This window comes from Eikenella sp. NML03-A-027, assembly GCF_001648395.1.
GTDB classification, from domain to species: domain Bacteria; phylum Pseudomonadota; class Gammaproteobacteria; order Burkholderiales; family Neisseriaceae; genus Eikenella; species Eikenella exigua.
This window is the reverse complement of sequence record NZ_LXSM01000016.1, coordinates 177,975-195,339: the sequence shown is the minus strand read 5'-3', so window position 1 is coordinate 195,339 and position 17,365 is coordinate 177,975. Positions and strand designations below refer to the sequence as shown.

The following is a 17,365-nucleotide window of genomic DNA, read 5'->3' as shown; positions in this document are numbered from 1 at the left end:
AGCACTTCATATCCTAATTGCGTTAACTCACCTTACCGTACTCCTGTATTGTCTGTGGCTTGCCGCCCTGTAGGAAAATGTGCTCTACATAATACCCCCTCCCAATATATTTGCGGGAAACTTATTTTTCTCAACGATTAAATACCCCAGTACTCACCATTTCCATTTACGTAAATTCACACTCAACCCTTGCTGCCAGCACCTTCCCACCAGCTTCCTTTAGTTAGTATGTTTACTCTAAAATTTTCTGACTAAAGTCAACCCATATCACAATATTTTATGATATGATGTATCAATAAATAGATAGGCATTCAAAATAAATTGCCAATTCAGTCAAATTATTAAGATATTGCTCTTTAAAATCAACTGGCTCTATATGCATGCAAGGATGCAAATGATTTTAGCATTTGTCCACTTGAACGCAACAGCTAAAGCAACTGTTAAATTTCCTTAGCAGTATTTAACTGTAAGACAGATATTCTACCCGCCGCCAGACAGCTTGTCTCAGGATATCATTAACGCACTATCCCCCTTGCCTGCATATACCGTAGTATGCAGGTTTATTTTTGTCGTTGTGTTCGCAAACGGCAAAACACAAGTTGCCGCTGCTGCTGTGCTATTCTGGCACAGCAGCAGCAGCAAAAAGCCGGGTTTATCCGGCTAGCAAAGCAGCTGTTTTTTAATTTATCTAAAGGATTTAGATCATGAAGAATATATTATTAGGCTGTGGTCATAAGGAACTTGGTGACTATCTGAAGAGCTTGATTGCAACTTTGGAAAAGGGTGGTTACGCCATCCGAATAGCCCATGACCAGCAAGAAATACTGACGCTTTTGAAACATGATGCCAGAATAGGTTCCGTGCTTTGTACACTGGATATTTTCAACCAAGAATTAGACAAGAAAATTATTGCGCTCAACGATGAGTTGCCTGTATTCATTCTGAAGCCTACCGACTGCGACAAACCCGTGGACTTCGGTGCTGTAGGCGACCACGCCACCTTCATTGATTGCCACCTGTTCAGCAACGAAGACGTTGTTGATAAAATTGAAAAAGCAATCTGCCACTATATCGACAATATCACACCTCCCTTCACCAAAGCCCTGTTTGACTACGTTGTTAAAAACAAATATACATTCTGTACTCCGGGCCACATGAGCGGTACCGCTTTCTTGAAATCTCCCGTAGGCAGCCTGTTCTACGACTTCTACGGCAAAAACACTTTCAAATCCGACATTTCCGTTTCCATGGGCGAGCTAGGCTCTCTGCTCGACCACTCCGGTCCGCACAAAGAAGCCGAAGAATACATCGCCAAAACCTTCAATGCCGACCATAGCTACATCGTAACCAACGGTACTTCTACTGCCAACAAAATCGTGGGTATGTACTCAGTGCCCGCCGGCAGTACCGTACTGATCGACCGTAACTGCCACAAATCGTTAACTCATCTGTTGATGATGAGCGACATTACTCCGGTGTACCTGAAACCGACCCGTAACGCCTACGGTATCTTGGGTGGTATTCCGCAAAAAGAATTCACCAAAGAAGTCATCACCGAAAAACTCGCCAAAGTTCCGGGTGCCACTTGGCCGGTACACGCCGTAATCACCAACTCCACTTATGACGGCCTGTTCTACAACACCGACAAGATCAAAGACACCTTGGATGTGAAATCCATCCACTTCGACTCTGCTTGGGTTCCCTACACCAACTTCAGCCCGATCTACAACGGCAAAACCGGTATGGGCGGCAAACAGGTTAAAGACAAGGTAATCTTTGAAACCCACTCCACCCACAAACTGCTGGCTGCATTCTCACAGGCTTCCATGATTCACGTTAAGGGTAACCTGAACACCGCCACCTTCGGCGAAGCCTACATGATGCACACCTCCACTTCTCCGTTCTACCCCATGGTAGCCTCTACCGAAGTGGCAGCAGCCATGATGCGCGGCAACGCAGGTAAACGCCTGATGCAGGATTCCCTGGAGCGTGCCGTTAAATTCCGTAAGGAAATCAAAAAATACAAAGCCCATGCCGATTCATGGTATTTCGACGTATGGCAACCTGAAAACGTTGATAACATCGAATGCTGGGAACTGCATCAAACCGACAAATGGCACGGCTTCAAAAATATCGACGCCCAGCACATGTACCTCGACCCGGTCAAGGTAACCTTACTCACCCCGGGCTTAGATAAAAACGGCCAGCTGGAAAAAACTGGTATCCCCGCCACCCTCGTTTCCAAATTCTTGGAAGACCGCGGCATCATCGTGGAGAAAACCGGCCCCTACAACATCCTCGTGCTCTTCAGCATCGGCGTAGACGACACCAAAGCCCTCAGTCTGCTGCGCTCACTGAACGAGTTCAAGTCCCTGTACGATGCCAACGCCACCGTGGAAGAAGTATTGCCGCGCGTATTCAACGAATCTCCCTCTTTCTACAAAGACATGCGGATTCAAGAATTGGCACAAGGCATCCACAGCCTGATCTGCAAACACAACCTGCCTGAACTCATGTTCAGCGCATTCGAAGTGTTGCCGACTATGGTGATGAACCCGCACAAAGCCTTCCAGCTTGAGCTGAAAGGTCAGATTGAAGACTGCTACTTGGAAGACATGGTAGGCAAGATCAACGCCAACATGATTCTGCCCTATCCTCCCGGCGTACCGTTGGTAATGCCTGGTGAAATGATCACCGAAGAGAGCAAGCCCATCTTGGAATTCCTGATGATGCTGTGCGAAATCGGTGCCCACTTCCCCGGCTTCGAAACCGACATCCACGGTGCTTACCGTCAAGAAGACGGCCGCTACAAAGTTAAGATTGTTAAAGCTTAACCCACGCAGTACGGGGCTCTATGCCCTCGCAGCATAAACCAACCGGCCTGAATAATCAGGCCGGTTTTTTTATATGCCGATATAGCTGTGTAAGCAAAGGCTACCTGAAATTTTAACTGCGCAGAAACTTTGCTGTGCCGTGCTTTCAGGTAGCCTCTCCCATACAAACTCCAACATCAAAACCACCACATAAACTTTCAAGTAGCCTCTCCGTACGGAAAGGCTACCTGAAAGCGCAGGTTTAACTAGTCAAAACCAGTTTCTGCAAAGTTACAAGTCTATTTGCAATTAATCTCCGCTTAACGCTGCTGTCCGCGTACTGCCGTCCAAGCCGCGTCCAACCGGCGGCCGGCTTCTTCCAGCGTGGTATTCGATTGCTGCGCGGCCACATCCGCCTCATTCAATTGCGTTTGCAACTGCGTGATTTCCGCCTGTTTCTGCTGCAAAACAGTTTGCGCTGCTTCCAAACGGGTACGCAACGTATTCACACGGCTGCCGTTATCGGTTTGCGCCTTTAATGCTTCCTGATACGCCATCTGTGCACTCAAAAGCTCGGTTTGTGCCGCATCATCCGCCCAAGCGGGTGTAGCGGCGGCCAGCAGGCACAGCCCGGCCACAACTCCCTTGATCCGCATATTTTCTCTCCTTAATTCTGAAAAAATCACAAAGTTCTGCCGCAGGCAATTTCAAACTGCTTGCCGCCGGCTGAGCCTTTTACAATCGGCTGGGTAGGCCGCCTGGCCGTTTCATATTGGTTAGCAGCCAGCTTGTTGCCGGAAGCATCCCACATATCCACCGCAGCCAAACGGCGTGTACGCGTCTGGCAGTCGAACTGCCATTGGTTTACCGCCGTTTTGAAATGCGGCGTGTTCACATAATGCTCACGCCCCACATCCGACACGGTAATCCGCTCGCGGAAGCTAACCCGGCTGCCTTCTTTCCGAATACTGGAAGTGTCTATTTCGTAACGCATATTGCCGTTTTGGCTCAACCCCACTTCTCTCCAGCTGCCGCCCAGGCTCGGCCCGCTGCTCATGCTCGGACAACCCGCTAATACTAACACCGCACACAGCCCGGCCAATCTCTTCAGTTGCATAAAAATCCTTTCAGGTAGCCTTCAAACGCTATAAAATCCGCGCCATTATATCCAACAAATCCCGCAAACGGAAAACTGCTCATGCCACAGCTCTCCGCCCTCAACATCCTGCGCGAAGTTTTCGGCTATCACGCCTTCCGGGGGCGGCAGGAAGAAATCGTGAACGCACTGGCAGAAGGGCAAAACCTGCTGGTGCTGATGCCCACCGGCGGCGGCAAATCCCTGTGTTATCAAATTCCCGCCCTGATGCGGCGCGGGCTGGCCGTGGTGGTGTCGCCGCTGATTGCCCTGATGGACGACCAAGTGGCCGCCCTGCAGGCTGCAGGCGTGGCCGCCGCCAGCGTGCACAGTGGCATCGGCAGCAGTCAGGTGCAGCAGATTGCCGACACCATCGAGGCAGGCTACCTGAAACTGCTCTACGTTTCTCCCGAACGCCTGGTGAGCGAACGCTTCCTGCGCTTTCTCGACCACACCGAAATCAGCCTGTTCGCCATCGATGAAGCCCACTGCGTGAGCCAATGGGGGCACGACTTCCGCCCCGAATACCGCCAGCTCGGCCTCCTGGCCGACCGCTACCCCGCCATCCCCCGCATCGCCCTCACCGCCACTGCCGACGCCGAAACCCGTGCCGACATCAAACACTACCTTAAGCTGGAAAACGCCGCCGAATACATCGCCAGCTTCGACCGCCCCAACATCTACTACCAAATCATCGAAAAAAACAACGGCAAAAAACAGCTGCTCGATTTTCTGCATAACCGCCCCCACGGCGAAAGCGGCATCATTTACTGCTTAAGCCGCAAAAAAGTAGAAGACACCGCCGCCTTTTTAAACGAATACGGCTACCGCGCCCTGCCTTATCACGCCGGCCTCACCATGACCGAGCGCAACGAAAACCAGCACCGCTTCACCCGCGAAGAAGGCCTCATCATCGTGGCCACCGTCGCCTTCGGCATGGGCATCGACAAACCCGACGTGCGCTTCGTCGCCCACCTCGACATGCCGCAAAGCATCGAACACTTCTACCAGGAAAGCGGCCGCGCCGGGCGCGACGGACAGCCTGCCGCCAGCTGGCTGTGCTATGGCCTCAACGACTACTCCCTGCTGCGCGAACGCATCCAAACCAGCAACAGCAACGACTTCCAAAAGCAAATCGAACAGCAAAAACTCGAAGCCATGTTTGCCGTATGCGAAACCTCCGGCTGCCGCCGCGCCGCCCTGTTGCGCCACTTCGGCGAAGAAATCCCCCCCTGCGGCCACTGCGACAACTGCCTGCACCCGCCCGTCCTCTTCAACGCCACCGAAAACGTGCAGAAACTCCTCAGCTGCGTTTACCGCGTCGGCCAGCGCTTTGCCGCCGGCTACGTTATCCACGTATTGCGCGGCAAAGCCGACGACTGGATCCGCCAAAACCGCCACGACCAGCTCTCCACCTATGGAATCGGCGCCGCCCTGTCCAACAAAGAATGGCGCAGCGTCATCCGCCAATGCATCGGCCAAGGCCTGCTCGCCACCGACCCGCACAACTACCACGCCCTCATGCTCACCCAAGCCGCCCGCCCCGTGCTGCAAGGCAAGCAGACCGTGATGCTGCGCCCGCTCAAACGCGAAAAATCCGCCACCCGCACCCCGCGCGAACAATGGCTGCGCACCGAGCGCGAAGAATGCCTCTGGCAAGCCCTGCGCCAATGGCGCACCGAACGCGCCCGCGCAGACAATGTGCCCGCCTACATCGTGTGCGGCGACCGCACCCTGCAAGACATCGTGCAGCAACGCCCCGCCAGCCTCACCGAACTGCAAAACATCTACGGCTTGGGCGAAGCCAAAATTCAAAAGTTCGGCAGCGACATCCTCGAAGTCTGCACGCGGTTCACCCAAGACAGCGACACAGCAACCACCCTGCCGGATGCCTAAGCCAATCCATAAAAGGCTACCTGAAATTTTCAGGTAGCCTTTTAAATGCGGACAACACGTTTCCAGCCAATTTGCCTTTGCCAAACATGGCGCAGCCCATGTTGTTCGGGCCGGTAAGCCAGGCAATACCGAAGCGGCAAAACCAGCTAGTTTAAATATAAAAACACAGGCTTTAGTCAGATTTGATGTGGCAGGGATCAACTAGCTGGGGCACAAACCGCCCTGCTCATACAGAATGATTCAGGCTACCTGAAAGAAGTCTGGCGCTGCAAAACTCAGGCGGGGATACCTGCATTGCTCAGATGTGTACATCCCCGCCTCCTGCACAACAAAAAGGCTACCTGAAAACCATACCACATAGTTTCAGGTAGCCTTTCGCGCAAAATCAAACCGCCCCACAACATGATGCCGAAGGGCGGTACTTCAAAAGCAAACGGAAAACAGAACCCGGCTAAATCCCGCCTTGCGCCTTCACTTTTTCACCGCCTTCCAGCTTGTTCAACGCGGAAAGATAGGCTTTGGCGGTAGCGGCCAGAATATCGGTGTCCGCACCCTGGCCGTTGGCCACGCGGCCGTTTCTGGCCAGGCGCACACCGGTTTCGCCTTGGCTTTCCGTACCAAAAGTTACCGTGTTCACCGAATAAATCTGCAATTCAGCACCGCTTTGCACCACGCTTTCGATGGCTTTGAAAATTGCATCCACCGGGCCGGAGCCGGTGGCTTCGGCATGCTGCTCTTCGCCATCGGCACTAAACACAATTTCGGCACGCGGTAATTCGCTGGTTTCGGTAATGATGCGCTGGGAGATGATTTTGTAACGGTCTGGCGTAAGATTGAATATTTCGTCTGACACCAGCACATGCAGGTATTTATCAAAAATCTCACGTTTTTTATTGGCCAGTTCTTTGAAGCGGGCAAAAGCAGTATTGAGTGTTTCCTCGCTACCCAATTTGATACCCAGCTCAGCCAATTTGGTTTTTGAAGGCATTGCAGTCAGAAAGTTTACCCAAACTCAATCGGTTGGCCGACCAACCCACTGATTCGGCCGACATGACCTCATAGGTTTCCAGATGTTTAAGTATGCCATCTTGGTAGATGCCGGATTCGTGGGCAAAAATTGGCACCCATAATGGCATTATTGGGCTGCACCGGATAGCCGGTGATGCTGGACACCAGCTTAGACGCGGGTACGATTTGAGTGGTATCGATGCCGGTTTCCAGGCCAAACAAGTCGTGCCGCACTTCCAGCACCATCACGATTTCTTCCAAGCTGACGTTGCCGGCCTCGATTACATCCACCCCCAGCCTCTCCAGCTGTCGTGCCACACGTACTTTTTCTTCCTTGGTTATGGCGGCGCCCGGAGATTGCTCACCATCGCGTAGAGTGGTATCGACCACTATGCGGCTACTACCGGGCTGTGCCGGGACATGCTGCAAAGTAGGCTACTGCTCCAAAAAAGCATTCAAGTCCAACGACCTGCCCTGCACTTCAGCCAGAGTAGTCAGCCTTTGCAGCTGCGCCAGCGGCAGCGAGCGCCGCGTGCGCGCCATTTGTAAATTGCCGCCGTGGAGGTAACTCCTTCGGGATCATGTAGGCGCAGTACCTCGGCTAATGCATTTACACCGACTAAATAAACAATCAGGAGATCGATATCGAGTTCATAATAGACTTTCAATCTAAACCGAGAATATAGTAGATGCCGCCATATATAGACATTTCTATAGACATAAAAACAAGCACGATTTTTACAAATAATGTGTAAACGAGTGAATTTTTATGCTTATTGCCCACAACCATTCACTTGTTGCGCATATGTTTTATCTTTTTTCACCTTTTTTGGTCACTATACTAGACATAAATGTAAAGAAATCGCTATAATTCAAAATAGATACAGAGGGTTTCCGAAAAAGAGAGGCTCGTTGAAACATAATATGTAAACAGCATTCTGCTAAAAGCGGCAAGCTTTGAACTCTTACCCTTGCGCTGCGATAACAAACAAATAGTAAAACTAATTCTGATACCCACAACCAGACAACTTCATCCCATACAACCAAGACTTGTTGCCTTACTAGATAAATTACAAAATAATTGAGGATGCAAGGTGTTTTGCGCTATTACTTGCGGGAGAATAACGATGTTTGATTTATCTCTCTCTTTCTTATTGCTAGCACTGCTGCTATGGCTGCTGGTACGGCTGAAACAGCACCACCACCGCCGGCGCAAGCCGCTCACCGCCCACGGGCACGATGATTGCAGTTTTTTTACTCACGAGTATCACCGTGACGAACAATAGCCAATTCTGTGGCAACCGCCCAATGTACGTTCTACTTTCAGGTGGTAGCCTCTCAGCCTAGAAAGAAGCTTATATCCCACACCTACTGCGCAGCCTCGCCTTGGCCGCACTCCTAACTCCCCTCCCGCTACAACACAAACCCCATCTGAACTAAGTGCTCGACCAACTGATTGATCCGCTAAATCTTTCCACTTGCCTGTGCACCACCGTGTCCACCACCTCCGATTTCACCAACCAGAAAATCGCCTCACCGAACCAACAATAACCCCTGTCCGAACCTCGAACAACACGCTGCCGAGCAATATATTACCGGTATTAACCGCGAAGTATTCCAATCTGAAGAAGTACTGAACCAATTGCATGGAATCAGTCACAATGCAATAAACCAAACCTATACACAGGAAGAGGTGAACATCATGATTACCTTCTACCGCACGCCGATTAGACAAAACGTGCTGAACAGGGTGATTAACTAAAGCCATGATACCGCCAATAATACGCTTGATTAGCCAACACTACGAACAGACAAGCCAACACCTCACTCCGCCATTCCGGCACAAAGTAAAATGCATTCAGCGCGAAGCGGAATGCACAGTTCAGCCAGGCCGCGTCGGCAGTAATAAGCGCCGTTAAACTTCCCACGCCAAAACATGGCTGCACGTCAAATTTCTCCCTGCAAACCCTACCCCGCCAAGCCGCTGTGCGGGTAAAATATGGCCATGCCAACAGGCTACCTGGAAATAAAGTCCCTACGCAGTTCAAATCCAGCGTAACGGCGCTGCCATGCCAAACTTTTCAGGTAGCCTTTAACACAGATAACCCACAAAAACATCCTAATCGAGTTTTCCCCATGCCCACTCTATCCCAATTCCTCCAGCAACACCTCGCCGAACACCACCTCCCCGCCGAATTAGGCAGCGTGGTTTCCACCATCGTCCAAGCCTGCCAAATCATCAGCGGCCAAGTGCGCCAGGGCGCGCTCGCCGGCGTACTGGGTGAAGCCGGCAGCAGCAATGTGCAAGACGAAGCCCAGAAAAAACTGGACGTGATCGCCAACCAAATCTTGATTGACTCCCTCTCTGCCAACCCCGCCGTGGCCGGCTTGGCCAGCGAGGAAGAGGAGCAGTTTGTATCCGCCAACGATCAAGGCCGCTACCTCGTGCTGTTCGACCCTTTAGACGGCTCGTCCAATATCGACATCAATATTTCGGTCGGTACCATCTTCTCCATCTTGGAAAAACCTGCAGGCCCGCTTTCCACTCAATCCTTCCTGCAAAGCGGCCGCGCCCAAGTAGCCAGCGGCTACACGCTCTACGGGCCGCAAACCCAGCTCGTGTTCTGTCTGCGCCACGGCGTGGCTGTGTTTACGCTGGATGCCAGAGGCCAATTTGTCCAAACCCAGCTCAACCCGCAAATTCCACAGGCCACGCGCGAATTTGCCATCAATATGTCCAACCAGCGCCATTGGCAGCCGCCCATGCAGCAATACATTGCCGAACTGCTCGCCGGGGAAACCGGCCCCCGCGGCAAAAACTACAATATGCGCTGGGTGGCCAGCATGGTGGCCGAAATCCACCGCATCCTCATGCGCGGCGGCATCTTTATGTATCCCAAAGACGCGCGCGACCCGGCCAAACCCGGCAAACTGCGCCTGATGTATGAAGCCAACCCCTTGAGTCTCATCATCGAACAAGCAGGCGGCGCGGCCACCAACGCCCGCGAAAACATGCTCGATATCCAGCCAGAAGGCCTGCACCAACGCGTAGCCGTAATCATGGGCAGCCGCGAAGAAGTGGATTACGCCACCCGGTTGCACCAACAATAAACCCTTGGGCTACCTGAAATAATTTTGGCTTCGCCGAAACAGCCGCCCGCAACAAAATATTGCTTTAACCCCGTTGAAGCAGATGCTTTCAGGTAGCCTCCCCTTAGTTTTCCAATCCGACATCGAACACACCATGCAAACCATCCGCGCCGCCGCCATCCAACTCGTTTCCCACACCGACCCCGCCGTCAACCGCCGCAGCGTCGTACAGCAAGTAGCCGCTGCCGCCCAAGCCGGCGCCAACTGGGTGCTGCTGCCCGAATACTGGCCGCTGATGGGCCGGCACGACACCGACAAACTCGCCCAAGCCGAACAATTCGGCCGCGGCCCCCTGCAAATCTTCATGTCCGAGCTGGCCGCCCGCCACCGCATCGTCTTATTCGGCGGCAGCATCCCCCTGCTCGCCAACGAAAGCGGCAAAATCATCAACAGCCTGCTCGTATACGGCCGCGACGGCCAGTGCCTCAGCCGCTACGATAAAGCCCACCTCTTCAGCTACACCGGCATCGGCGAAAGCTACCGCGAAGCCGACACCATCGAAGCTGGCAACAGCATCCCCTCGTCTGTGGAAATCGACGGCTGGCGCTACGGCCAAGGCGTGTGCTACGACTTGCGCTTCCCCGAAATCTTCCGTGCCCAGCAGCCGTTCGACGTACTCCTCCTGCCCGCCGCCTTCACCTACACCACCGGCAAAGCCCACTGGCAGACCCTGTTGCAGGCCCGCGCCATCGAAAACCAATGCTACGTTATCGCCGCCGCCCAAGGCGGCCTGCACGACAGCGGCCGGCGCACCTACGGCCACAGCATGATTATCGACCCCTGGGGCGAAATCCTCGCCGAGCGGCCCGAAGGCGAAGGCTGGATCATAGCCGAACTCAAGCCCCAACGCCTGCACACCGTGCGCAATCAACTGCCAGCCCTGCAACACCGCCGGTTTTAAATACAAAGGCTACCTGAAAATCCATATCCTATTTTTCAGGCAGCCTCTTTCAAACAACTCAAGCTACCTGAAAACAAGTATTTCAAACAAAACCTGAAAGAAAGCAAACCATGCAAAAAATCGTCGTCCTCACCGGTGCCGGCATCAGTGCCGACAGTGGCCTGCGCACCTTCCGCGACACCGACGGCCTGTGGGAAGGCTACAAAGTGGAGGATGTGTGCACCCCCAAAGCATTCGCGCGTAATCCCAAGCTCGTGATCGATTTCTACAACGAGCGCCGCCGCCAAGCGCAGGCTGCCAAGCCCAACGCCGCCCACCATGCGCTGGCCGAACTGGAAAAATACTACCAAGTTCAAATCGTTACCCAGAACGTGGACGACCTGCACGAACGTGCCGGCAGCAGCACCGTGCTACACCTGCACGGCGAATTGAACAAAGCCCGCAGTAGCGCTGATGAAAACTACGTGATCGAATGGACGGGCGACCAATCCACTGCTGACACCGACCCCCAAGGCCACCCCATGCGCCCGTACATCGTTTGGTTCGGCGAGGCTGTGCCGCTGATTGAAACCGCTGCCCGATGGGTGTCGCAGGCTGACAAAGTGCTGGTAGTCGGCACCTCGATGCAGGTGTATCCCGCTGCTGGCCTGTTGGAATATGCTCCCTACGAAGCCGAACGCTATCTGGTCGATCCGCGCCCGCCGGTGGGCTTGGTCGATATCAGCATCATCGAAGCCAAAGCCAAAGACGGCGTGCCGCAGCTGGTGAACAAACTGATTGCCGAAGCCGCGCGGCAATAATTGCCGAAAGGCTACCTGAAAACGTAAGTTTCAACAAAGTTAAAACGAGTGCAACAAGTTTCGCCCAAACAAACGGTGCAAACACCACTATCTATTTTCAGGCAGCCTCTCGCCCGTCAAATAGGCTACCTGAAACCCTAAGCCCTTGTTATAACAACCACTCACCTAGCACCACAAGCCCATGACTTCTATCTTACCCTACACTTTCATCTATCTTGCCTTCGCTGTGGCTGCTGTGCTTACCTCCAAAAAACTGGGCTTGGGCTCGGTGTTGGGCTATTTGATGGCTGGTATCGCCATCGGCCCAATTTTAGGCTTGGCCAGCAAAGAAACCGAATCCATCCAACACGTTGCCGAATTCGGCGTAGTGATGATGCTGTTTCTGGTCGGCTTGGAACTGGCGCCGCAAAAGCTATGGCAGCTGCGGCACAAGCTCTTAGGACTAGGCGGATTGCAAGTGCTGCTCTCAATAGCAGTCATTGCCGGTATCACCGTAACCATTGGTAAAAGCTGGCAAATGGGCATAGCCGTGGGCTGCATCCTAGCTCTCTCCTCCACCGCCATCGTGCTGCAAACCTTCAACGAAAAAAACCTGATGCGGTCACCCGGCGGGCAGGCCGGCTTTGCCATCCTGCTGTTTCAAGATGTGGCTGCCATCCCGATGCTGGCACTTTTACCGCTCCTGGCCGCCACCCACCACCACCAAAGCAACCAGCACACCACCAACCTTCTGGCGAACCAACCCGGCTGGGTACTTGCCACCGTGAGCATTGCCGCCATCTTGGCGATTGCCGTGAGCGTGCGCTACCTTGTGCCGCGCATGTTCTGCTTCATCAGCAAAGTCCGCCTCAACGAAATGTTCACCATGTTCACCCTGGCCTTAGTGGTGGGTATCGCCACACTGATGTCGCTCATCGGCCTCTCCCCCGCGCTGGGCGCGTTCGTGGCCGGCGTGGCGCTGGCAAACAACTCCTACCGACACGAAATGGAAAGCCACCTCGAACCCTTCAAAGGCCTGCTTTTGGGGCTGTTTTTCATCACCGTGGGCGCAGGCATGAATTTCACCCTTTTATCCAAAGAATTCTGGGTAGTATCCACCATCACCTTAGCCACGCTGGCAGTGAAAGGCAGCATTCTCTTTATCCTAGGCCTACTGTTCCGCCTGCCACGCATGGGCAGCAAGCTACTCGCGCTGAGTCTGGCGCAGGCCGGTGAATTCGGCTTTGTGCTGCTTTCCATCGCCCGCCAGAGCCATGTGCTGCCGCGCGCCATGGCCGACCGCATCTCGCTGGTGGTCGCCCTTTCCATGCTGCTCACCCCGCTTTTGTTCATCTTCTACGACAAAGTGATCGCCCCGCGCGGCATCGTGGAAGAAAACCAAGAGCGCCCGCAAGACATGATTGAAGAAGAAAACCCCATCATCCTACTCGGCCACGGCCGTTTCGGACAACAAATCAATAACATGCTCACCGCCTGCGGTTTCCACACCACCGTTATCGACTACCAGGCCGACACCGTGGAAGGCCTCACCAAATACGGCAGCAAAACCTACTACGGCGACGCTACCCGCCCCGAGCTACTCAATTCCATCGGCCTGGCACACGCCAAGCTGCTCATTATCTGCATCGGCAACCTCGAGCAGGCAACCGAAATCGTAGAATTCGTACAGCGCCACTACCCCAACCTACCCATAATTACCCGTGCCCACGACCGTATCCACGCCTACTACCTGCACCATGCCGGTGCTAACTACATCATCCGCGAAACCGTGGATGCCGCCATCCGCAGCGGCCGCCTCGCTCTGGAAAAACTCGGCATCAACCCCGAAAAAGCACAAGAACTCAGTGAATTTTACGCTGCCCGTGACCGCTACCAGATGGACAAAATGGCCGAAAAATACAACCCCGACCTGCCCATATTCGCCAACGAGCCTCTGCTCCAAGCCGCCCGCGAAATCGACACCGAAACCGCCCAAATGATGCAGGCCATACTGCGCGGTGAAAGCGTAGAATGGCAGGAAGACCCAGAAAGCTGGACCCGTCTGAAAAAAGGCCTCACCTAAACCACTGAGCCTGCCATGCCAAGTAAAACCGACCTCCGCCGCCACTTCCGCCACCAACGGCAAGATCTGCCACCCACCGCACGGCAGCGTGCCGAGAAACGCATCAACAACCTGCTCAAAGGCTACCTGAAACGTGGCAAACGGCTGGCCATCTATTGGCCCATCGGCAGCGAGCTGCGGCTCGACAGCCTCGCCGCTGCCGCCCGCCAACGCGGCACCGAGCTCTACCTGCCCTATATCGAGCCGCGCCGCCAGCGCCTGTGGTTTACCCCTTTCCCGCAACAAGGCCGCCCCGAACGCCGCCGCCAAGGTAAGCTGAACATCCCCCAATTTGCCGGCCGCAAAATCCGCATCCACAACCTGCACAGCATCATCATCCCCCTAGTCGGCATCGACCGGCGCGGCTACCGCCTCGGCCAAGGCGGCGGCTTCTACGACGTTACCTTCGCCGCCACCCGTCACCGCCTATGCCCGCACAAAATCGGTGTCGGCTTCGCCTGCCAGGAAACCGACATCCTGCCTGCCGAAGAATACGATATGCAGCTAGACGTATGGGTGTGCGAAAATGGCATCCGGCGTTTCGGCAAAATGGCAGATGGTCAGCAATAACAGATAAAAATGGTCGCAACAAAGGCTACCTGGAACCTTCAGGTAGCCTTTTATTGAAGCAATCGCTTTACTGTGTTGCCAAAATTTTCAGGTAGCCTTCATTCGATATAGAAGGCTACCTGAAAGTCTGAGACCGTTGCAAAACCCCATATTTGGCACATTTCTGCGCGGTGCGCTTCTCGAACGCTTGAAAATATTTCAATATTATCTACGCATTCTGCGATGCTACCGCTTTGAACTGCACTCAAATCTGGGGTTTTGCAAAGGTCTCAGTCTGTTTATAGGCCGAAAGCTATTTCGCCTCTGGCACCTTGGCTACGGATACGGTGGCCGGACGCAGCACGCGATCGTGCAGGGTATAGCCTTTCTGCATCACGCTGACGATGGTGTTGGGCTCTTGCTCGCTTTCCACGGTTTGGAAAGCCTGGTGGCGGTGCGGGTCGAGCTTGTCGCCGGGCTGGGGCAGGATTTCTTTAATCTGAGCCTGCTCGAAGGCATGTTTGAGCTCGGTAAGGGTCATGTCCACGCCCATTTTCAGCGCGTCGAAATTGCCGCTTTGATCAAGTAGTGCCATCTCCAAATAGTCTTTTACTTTCAACAGCTCTCCGGCAAATTTCTTGGCGGCAAATTTGTGAGCGGCCTGGATTTCTTCTTGATGGCGGCGGCCCAGGTTTTGTAACTCGGCCTGATGGTATTTGTTGATGTCGGCCAGCTCGGCTTCAAGCTCGGCTACACGCTGAGCAAGCTGCTCGGGCGTAAGCTCGGCAGTGGCTTCAGCGTTGTCCTGCGCCTTGGCAGCTTCAGCCTGTGCTTCTTGCTGCGGGAATTCGGTTTCTGGGCTTTGGTGTTGCTGGTGGTTATGGTGATGAGACATGGGAGTTCCTTTTAGATAGAGAGCATTTGACCTGCCAAATGGGGAGGGATGGCGGCTTTTCAAGCAGAAGGGTGGCAACGGGCGCAATTATTTTGCGGTGGCTGTCAGAAACAGCGTGGACCATCCGTCTATTCAGCAGGTCGGCTGTGGCGGCAAAGTTAATCCCATCAATCGCTTTGTTAAATTAAGCCCATAGCTGGCATGATACTATTTCCTTATAATATACGCAGATTTCTGTGTCTTTAATTTTCAGGTAACCTTTATGTTCAAAAAATTTATTCAATCTTTCATCCTGCCCGTGCTGTTATGCTCAGGTATGGCCGCGCATGCGGTGGATGCCAGCAACCTGCTGCCGTCGGAGCAAGCATTCCGCCCCACGGTGGCAGTGGGTGAGCAAGATGTGACTGTGCAGTTCCAGATTGCCGATGGCTATTATCTCTATCAAGAGAAAATTCGTGTGGAAACCGAGCCTTCCGGCCTGTTGGGCGCAGCTGAATTTTCGCCGGGTAAAGAAAAGGAAGATGAGTTCTTCGGCAAACAAACTGTGCATTACCGCCAAGCTGTTGTCAAACTGCCCTTCCAATCCACTGCACCCGCCGCTTACCGCCTCACGCTCACCTACCAAGGCTGTGCAGATGTGGGCATATGCTATCCGCCAGTAACGAAAACGCTGGAAATTAAAGGTACGGGTGTATATGGCGATACGTCCACCCCGCCTGCCAGCGGCAGCAACCGCTTTACTGCACCGCAGGATGGCACGCCCGCTGCCAGCCCCGTGCCGCAGCAACGCAAAAGCCCATTCAGTCTGTCACGCGATACATTGGGGGCGAACCTGCTGGCTTTTTTTAGTTTTGGCATTGGCTTGAGCTTTACCGCCTGCATGTATCCCCTGCTGCCCATTGTGTCGAGCATTATCGTGGGAGACCGTGCCAATGCCGGCAAACGCCGTGGGCTGATTTTGTCTTCGGTTTATGTGCAGGGGCTGGCGCTCACCTATGCCGCTGTGGGCGTATTGGCCGGACTCACCGGCTCGCTGCTCACCGTGTGGCTGCAACAGTCATGGGTAGTGCTTTCCGCTGCCGCGCTGATTGTAGTGCTGGCGCTGGGCATGTTTGACGTATTTACCATCCAGCTGCCCTCCTTTATCCAGAGTTATTTCCAGCAGCAAAGCAGCAAGCTTTCCGGCGGCAAAATGGCTTCCGTATTTGTGATGGGTATGCTCTCAGCACTAATTGTTGGCCCCTGCGTGGCGCCACCCTTGGCCGTGGCCTTGGGCTATATCGGCCAAACCGGCGATGCCGCGCTAGGCGGCCTGGCCTTATACAGCATGGCGCTGGGCACTGGTGTACCCTTGGTGTTGGTAGGTACTTTCGGCGGGCATATCCTGCCCAAGGCTGGTACGTGGATGAACAGCATCAAACACGCCTTCGGTATCATCCTTTTGGCCGTGGCCGTGTATCTGGCTGCCCCCTTCCTGCCCTATGTTCTCACCGTTTCGCTCTATTCCCTGCTGCTGGTGATTCCCGGTGGCCTGCTCTTGGGCAAACACCTGCGTGCGCGGCAACTCAAGCCGCTGGCTATGGGGCTGGGCAGCCTCTTGCTCACCATCGGCGTGTTTTTTGCCGTGCAGAGCGTGCGCATGCAGCCCACCTTCCTGCACCAAGCGCTCACCGTGTTCCCGCCGCAGCAAACCGCACACCAAGTATTTACCACGCCGCAGCAGCTCAACAGTGCCATGCAGAGGGCTTTGGCCAGTGGTAAGCCGGTGGTGCTGGATTTTTATGCTGACTGGTGCGCCAGCTGCAAAGAGATGGAACATAAAACCTTCAGCCGCCCCGAAGTGCAGGCTGCTGTGCCGCCCGATCGTGTATTTAAAATCGACCTCACCGACAACACGCCCGAGCATCGCGCGCTATTACAGGAATACGGTCTGCCCGGTCCGCCCGGCATCTTCGTTATCCACCCCGATGGCCGCCGCAGTAGCCCGCTCATCGGCTTTACCGAGCCAGCAGCATTTATCGAGTGGTATCAGCAGCAGGTTTCCTGAGACCGATTGGAATTTAAGAGTGAGGGCTGCCTGAAAAGTGTTTCAGGTAGCCTTTTCTTTATTACAAGCA

General features: G+C 53.9%; 11 protein-coding genes and 1 pseudogene. 8 read left to right on the top strand and 4 right to left on the bottom strand.

The window, feature by feature from the left end; genetic code table 11:
• Nucleotides 1–704: 704 nt before the first annotated feature.
• Nucleotides 705–2,834, top strand: a complete 2,130-nt coding sequence (locus tag A7P96_RS06400) for a lysine decarboxylase LdcC (RefSeq protein WP_067525669.1) — start codon at nucleotides 705–707, stop codon at nucleotides 2,832–2,834.
• A gap of 299 nt (nucleotides 2,835–3,133) precedes the next feature.
• On the opposite strand, the gene A7P96_RS06395 is transcribed toward A7P96_RS06400, so the two are convergent.
• The gene (locus A7P96_RS06395; RefSeq protein WP_067525667.1) at nucleotides 3,134–3,469 is read right to left on the bottom strand and encodes a hypothetical protein; all 336 of its coding nucleotides are present in this window, start codon (nucleotides 3,467–3,469) and stop codon (nucleotides 3,134–3,136) included.
• Nucleotides 3,470–3,495: 26 nt separating this feature from the next.
• A complete protein-coding gene (locus A7P96_RS06390) occupies nucleotides 3,496–3,930 on the bottom strand; it encodes a surface-adhesin E family protein (protein WP_067525665.1) in 435 nt (144 codons plus the stop codon).
• 81 nt (nucleotides 3,931–4,011) lie between these two features.
• Between A7P96_RS06390 and recQ the strand changes: the two genes are divergently transcribed.
• Nucleotides 4,012–5,844 carry a DNA helicase RecQ gene (gene recQ, locus A7P96_RS06385; protein ID WP_067525663.1) on the top strand — a complete coding sequence of 611 codons (1,833 nt, stop codon included), beginning with the start codon at nucleotides 4,012–4,014 and terminating at the stop codon, nucleotides 5,842–5,844.
• 451 nt (nucleotides 5,845–6,295) lie between these two features.
• On the opposite strand, the pseudogene A7P96_RS06380 reads toward recQ, so the two are convergent.
• Nucleotides 6,296–7,520: pseudogene (locus A7P96_RS06380) on the bottom strand (alpha-isopropylmalate synthase regulatory domain-containing protein).
• A gap of 1,468 nt (nucleotides 7,521–8,988) precedes the next feature.
• Here A7P96_RS06380 and A7P96_RS06375 point away from each other — a divergent pair.
• The 5 genes from A7P96_RS06375 (at nucleotide 8,989) to A7P96_RS06355 (ending at nucleotide 14,374) form a co-directional block, all read left to right on the top strand.
• Nucleotides 8,989–9,963: a class 1 fructose-bisphosphatase gene (locus A7P96_RS06375; RefSeq protein WP_067525661.1), complete on the top strand. Its 975-nt coding sequence runs from the start codon at nucleotides 8,989–8,991 to the stop codon at nucleotides 9,961–9,963.
• 133 nt (nucleotides 9,964–10,096) lie between these two features.
• Nucleotides 10,097–10,903, top strand: coding sequence for a carbon-nitrogen hydrolase family protein (locus tag A7P96_RS06370; protein ID WP_067526341.1), 807 nt, complete (start codon nucleotides 10,097–10,099; stop codon nucleotides 10,901–10,903).
• 110 nt (nucleotides 10,904–11,013) lie between these two features.
• Nucleotides 11,014–11,703 carry a Sir2 family NAD-dependent protein deacetylase gene (locus A7P96_RS06365; protein WP_067525659.1) on the top strand — a complete coding sequence of 230 codons (690 nt, stop codon included), beginning with the start codon at nucleotides 11,014–11,016 and terminating at the stop codon, nucleotides 11,701–11,703.
• A 181-nt stretch (nucleotides 11,704–11,884) separates the two neighbouring features.
• Entirely contained in the window at nucleotides 11,885–13,765 is a 1,881-nt protein-coding gene (locus tag A7P96_RS06360; RefSeq protein ID WP_067525658.1) for a monovalent cation:proton antiporter-2 (CPA2) family protein, read from the top strand.
• Nucleotides 13,766–13,780: 15 nt separating this feature from the next.
• Nucleotides 13,781–14,374 (top strand): 5-formyltetrahydrofolate cyclo-ligase, encoded by a 594-nt coding sequence (locus A7P96_RS06355; protein ID WP_067525656.1) that lies wholly within the window; start codon nucleotides 13,781–13,783, stop codon nucleotides 14,372–14,374.
• A 292-nt stretch (nucleotides 14,375–14,666) separates the two neighbouring features.
• On the opposite strand, the gene grpE is transcribed toward A7P96_RS06355, so the two are convergent.
• On the bottom strand, nucleotides 14,667–15,248 hold the full coding sequence (grpE, locus tag A7P96_RS06350) for a nucleotide exchange factor GrpE (protein ID WP_067525654.1): 582 nt from the start codon (nucleotides 15,246–15,248) through the stop codon (nucleotides 14,667–14,669).
• A gap of 262 nt (nucleotides 15,249–15,510) precedes the next feature.
• Between grpE and dsbD the strand changes: the two genes are divergently transcribed.
• Entirely contained in the window at nucleotides 15,511–17,295 is a 1,785-nt protein-coding gene (gene dsbD, locus A7P96_RS06345) for a protein-disulfide reductase DsbD (protein WP_067525652.1), read from the top strand.
• The last annotated feature ends 70 nt before the right edge of the window (nucleotides 17,296–17,365 follow it).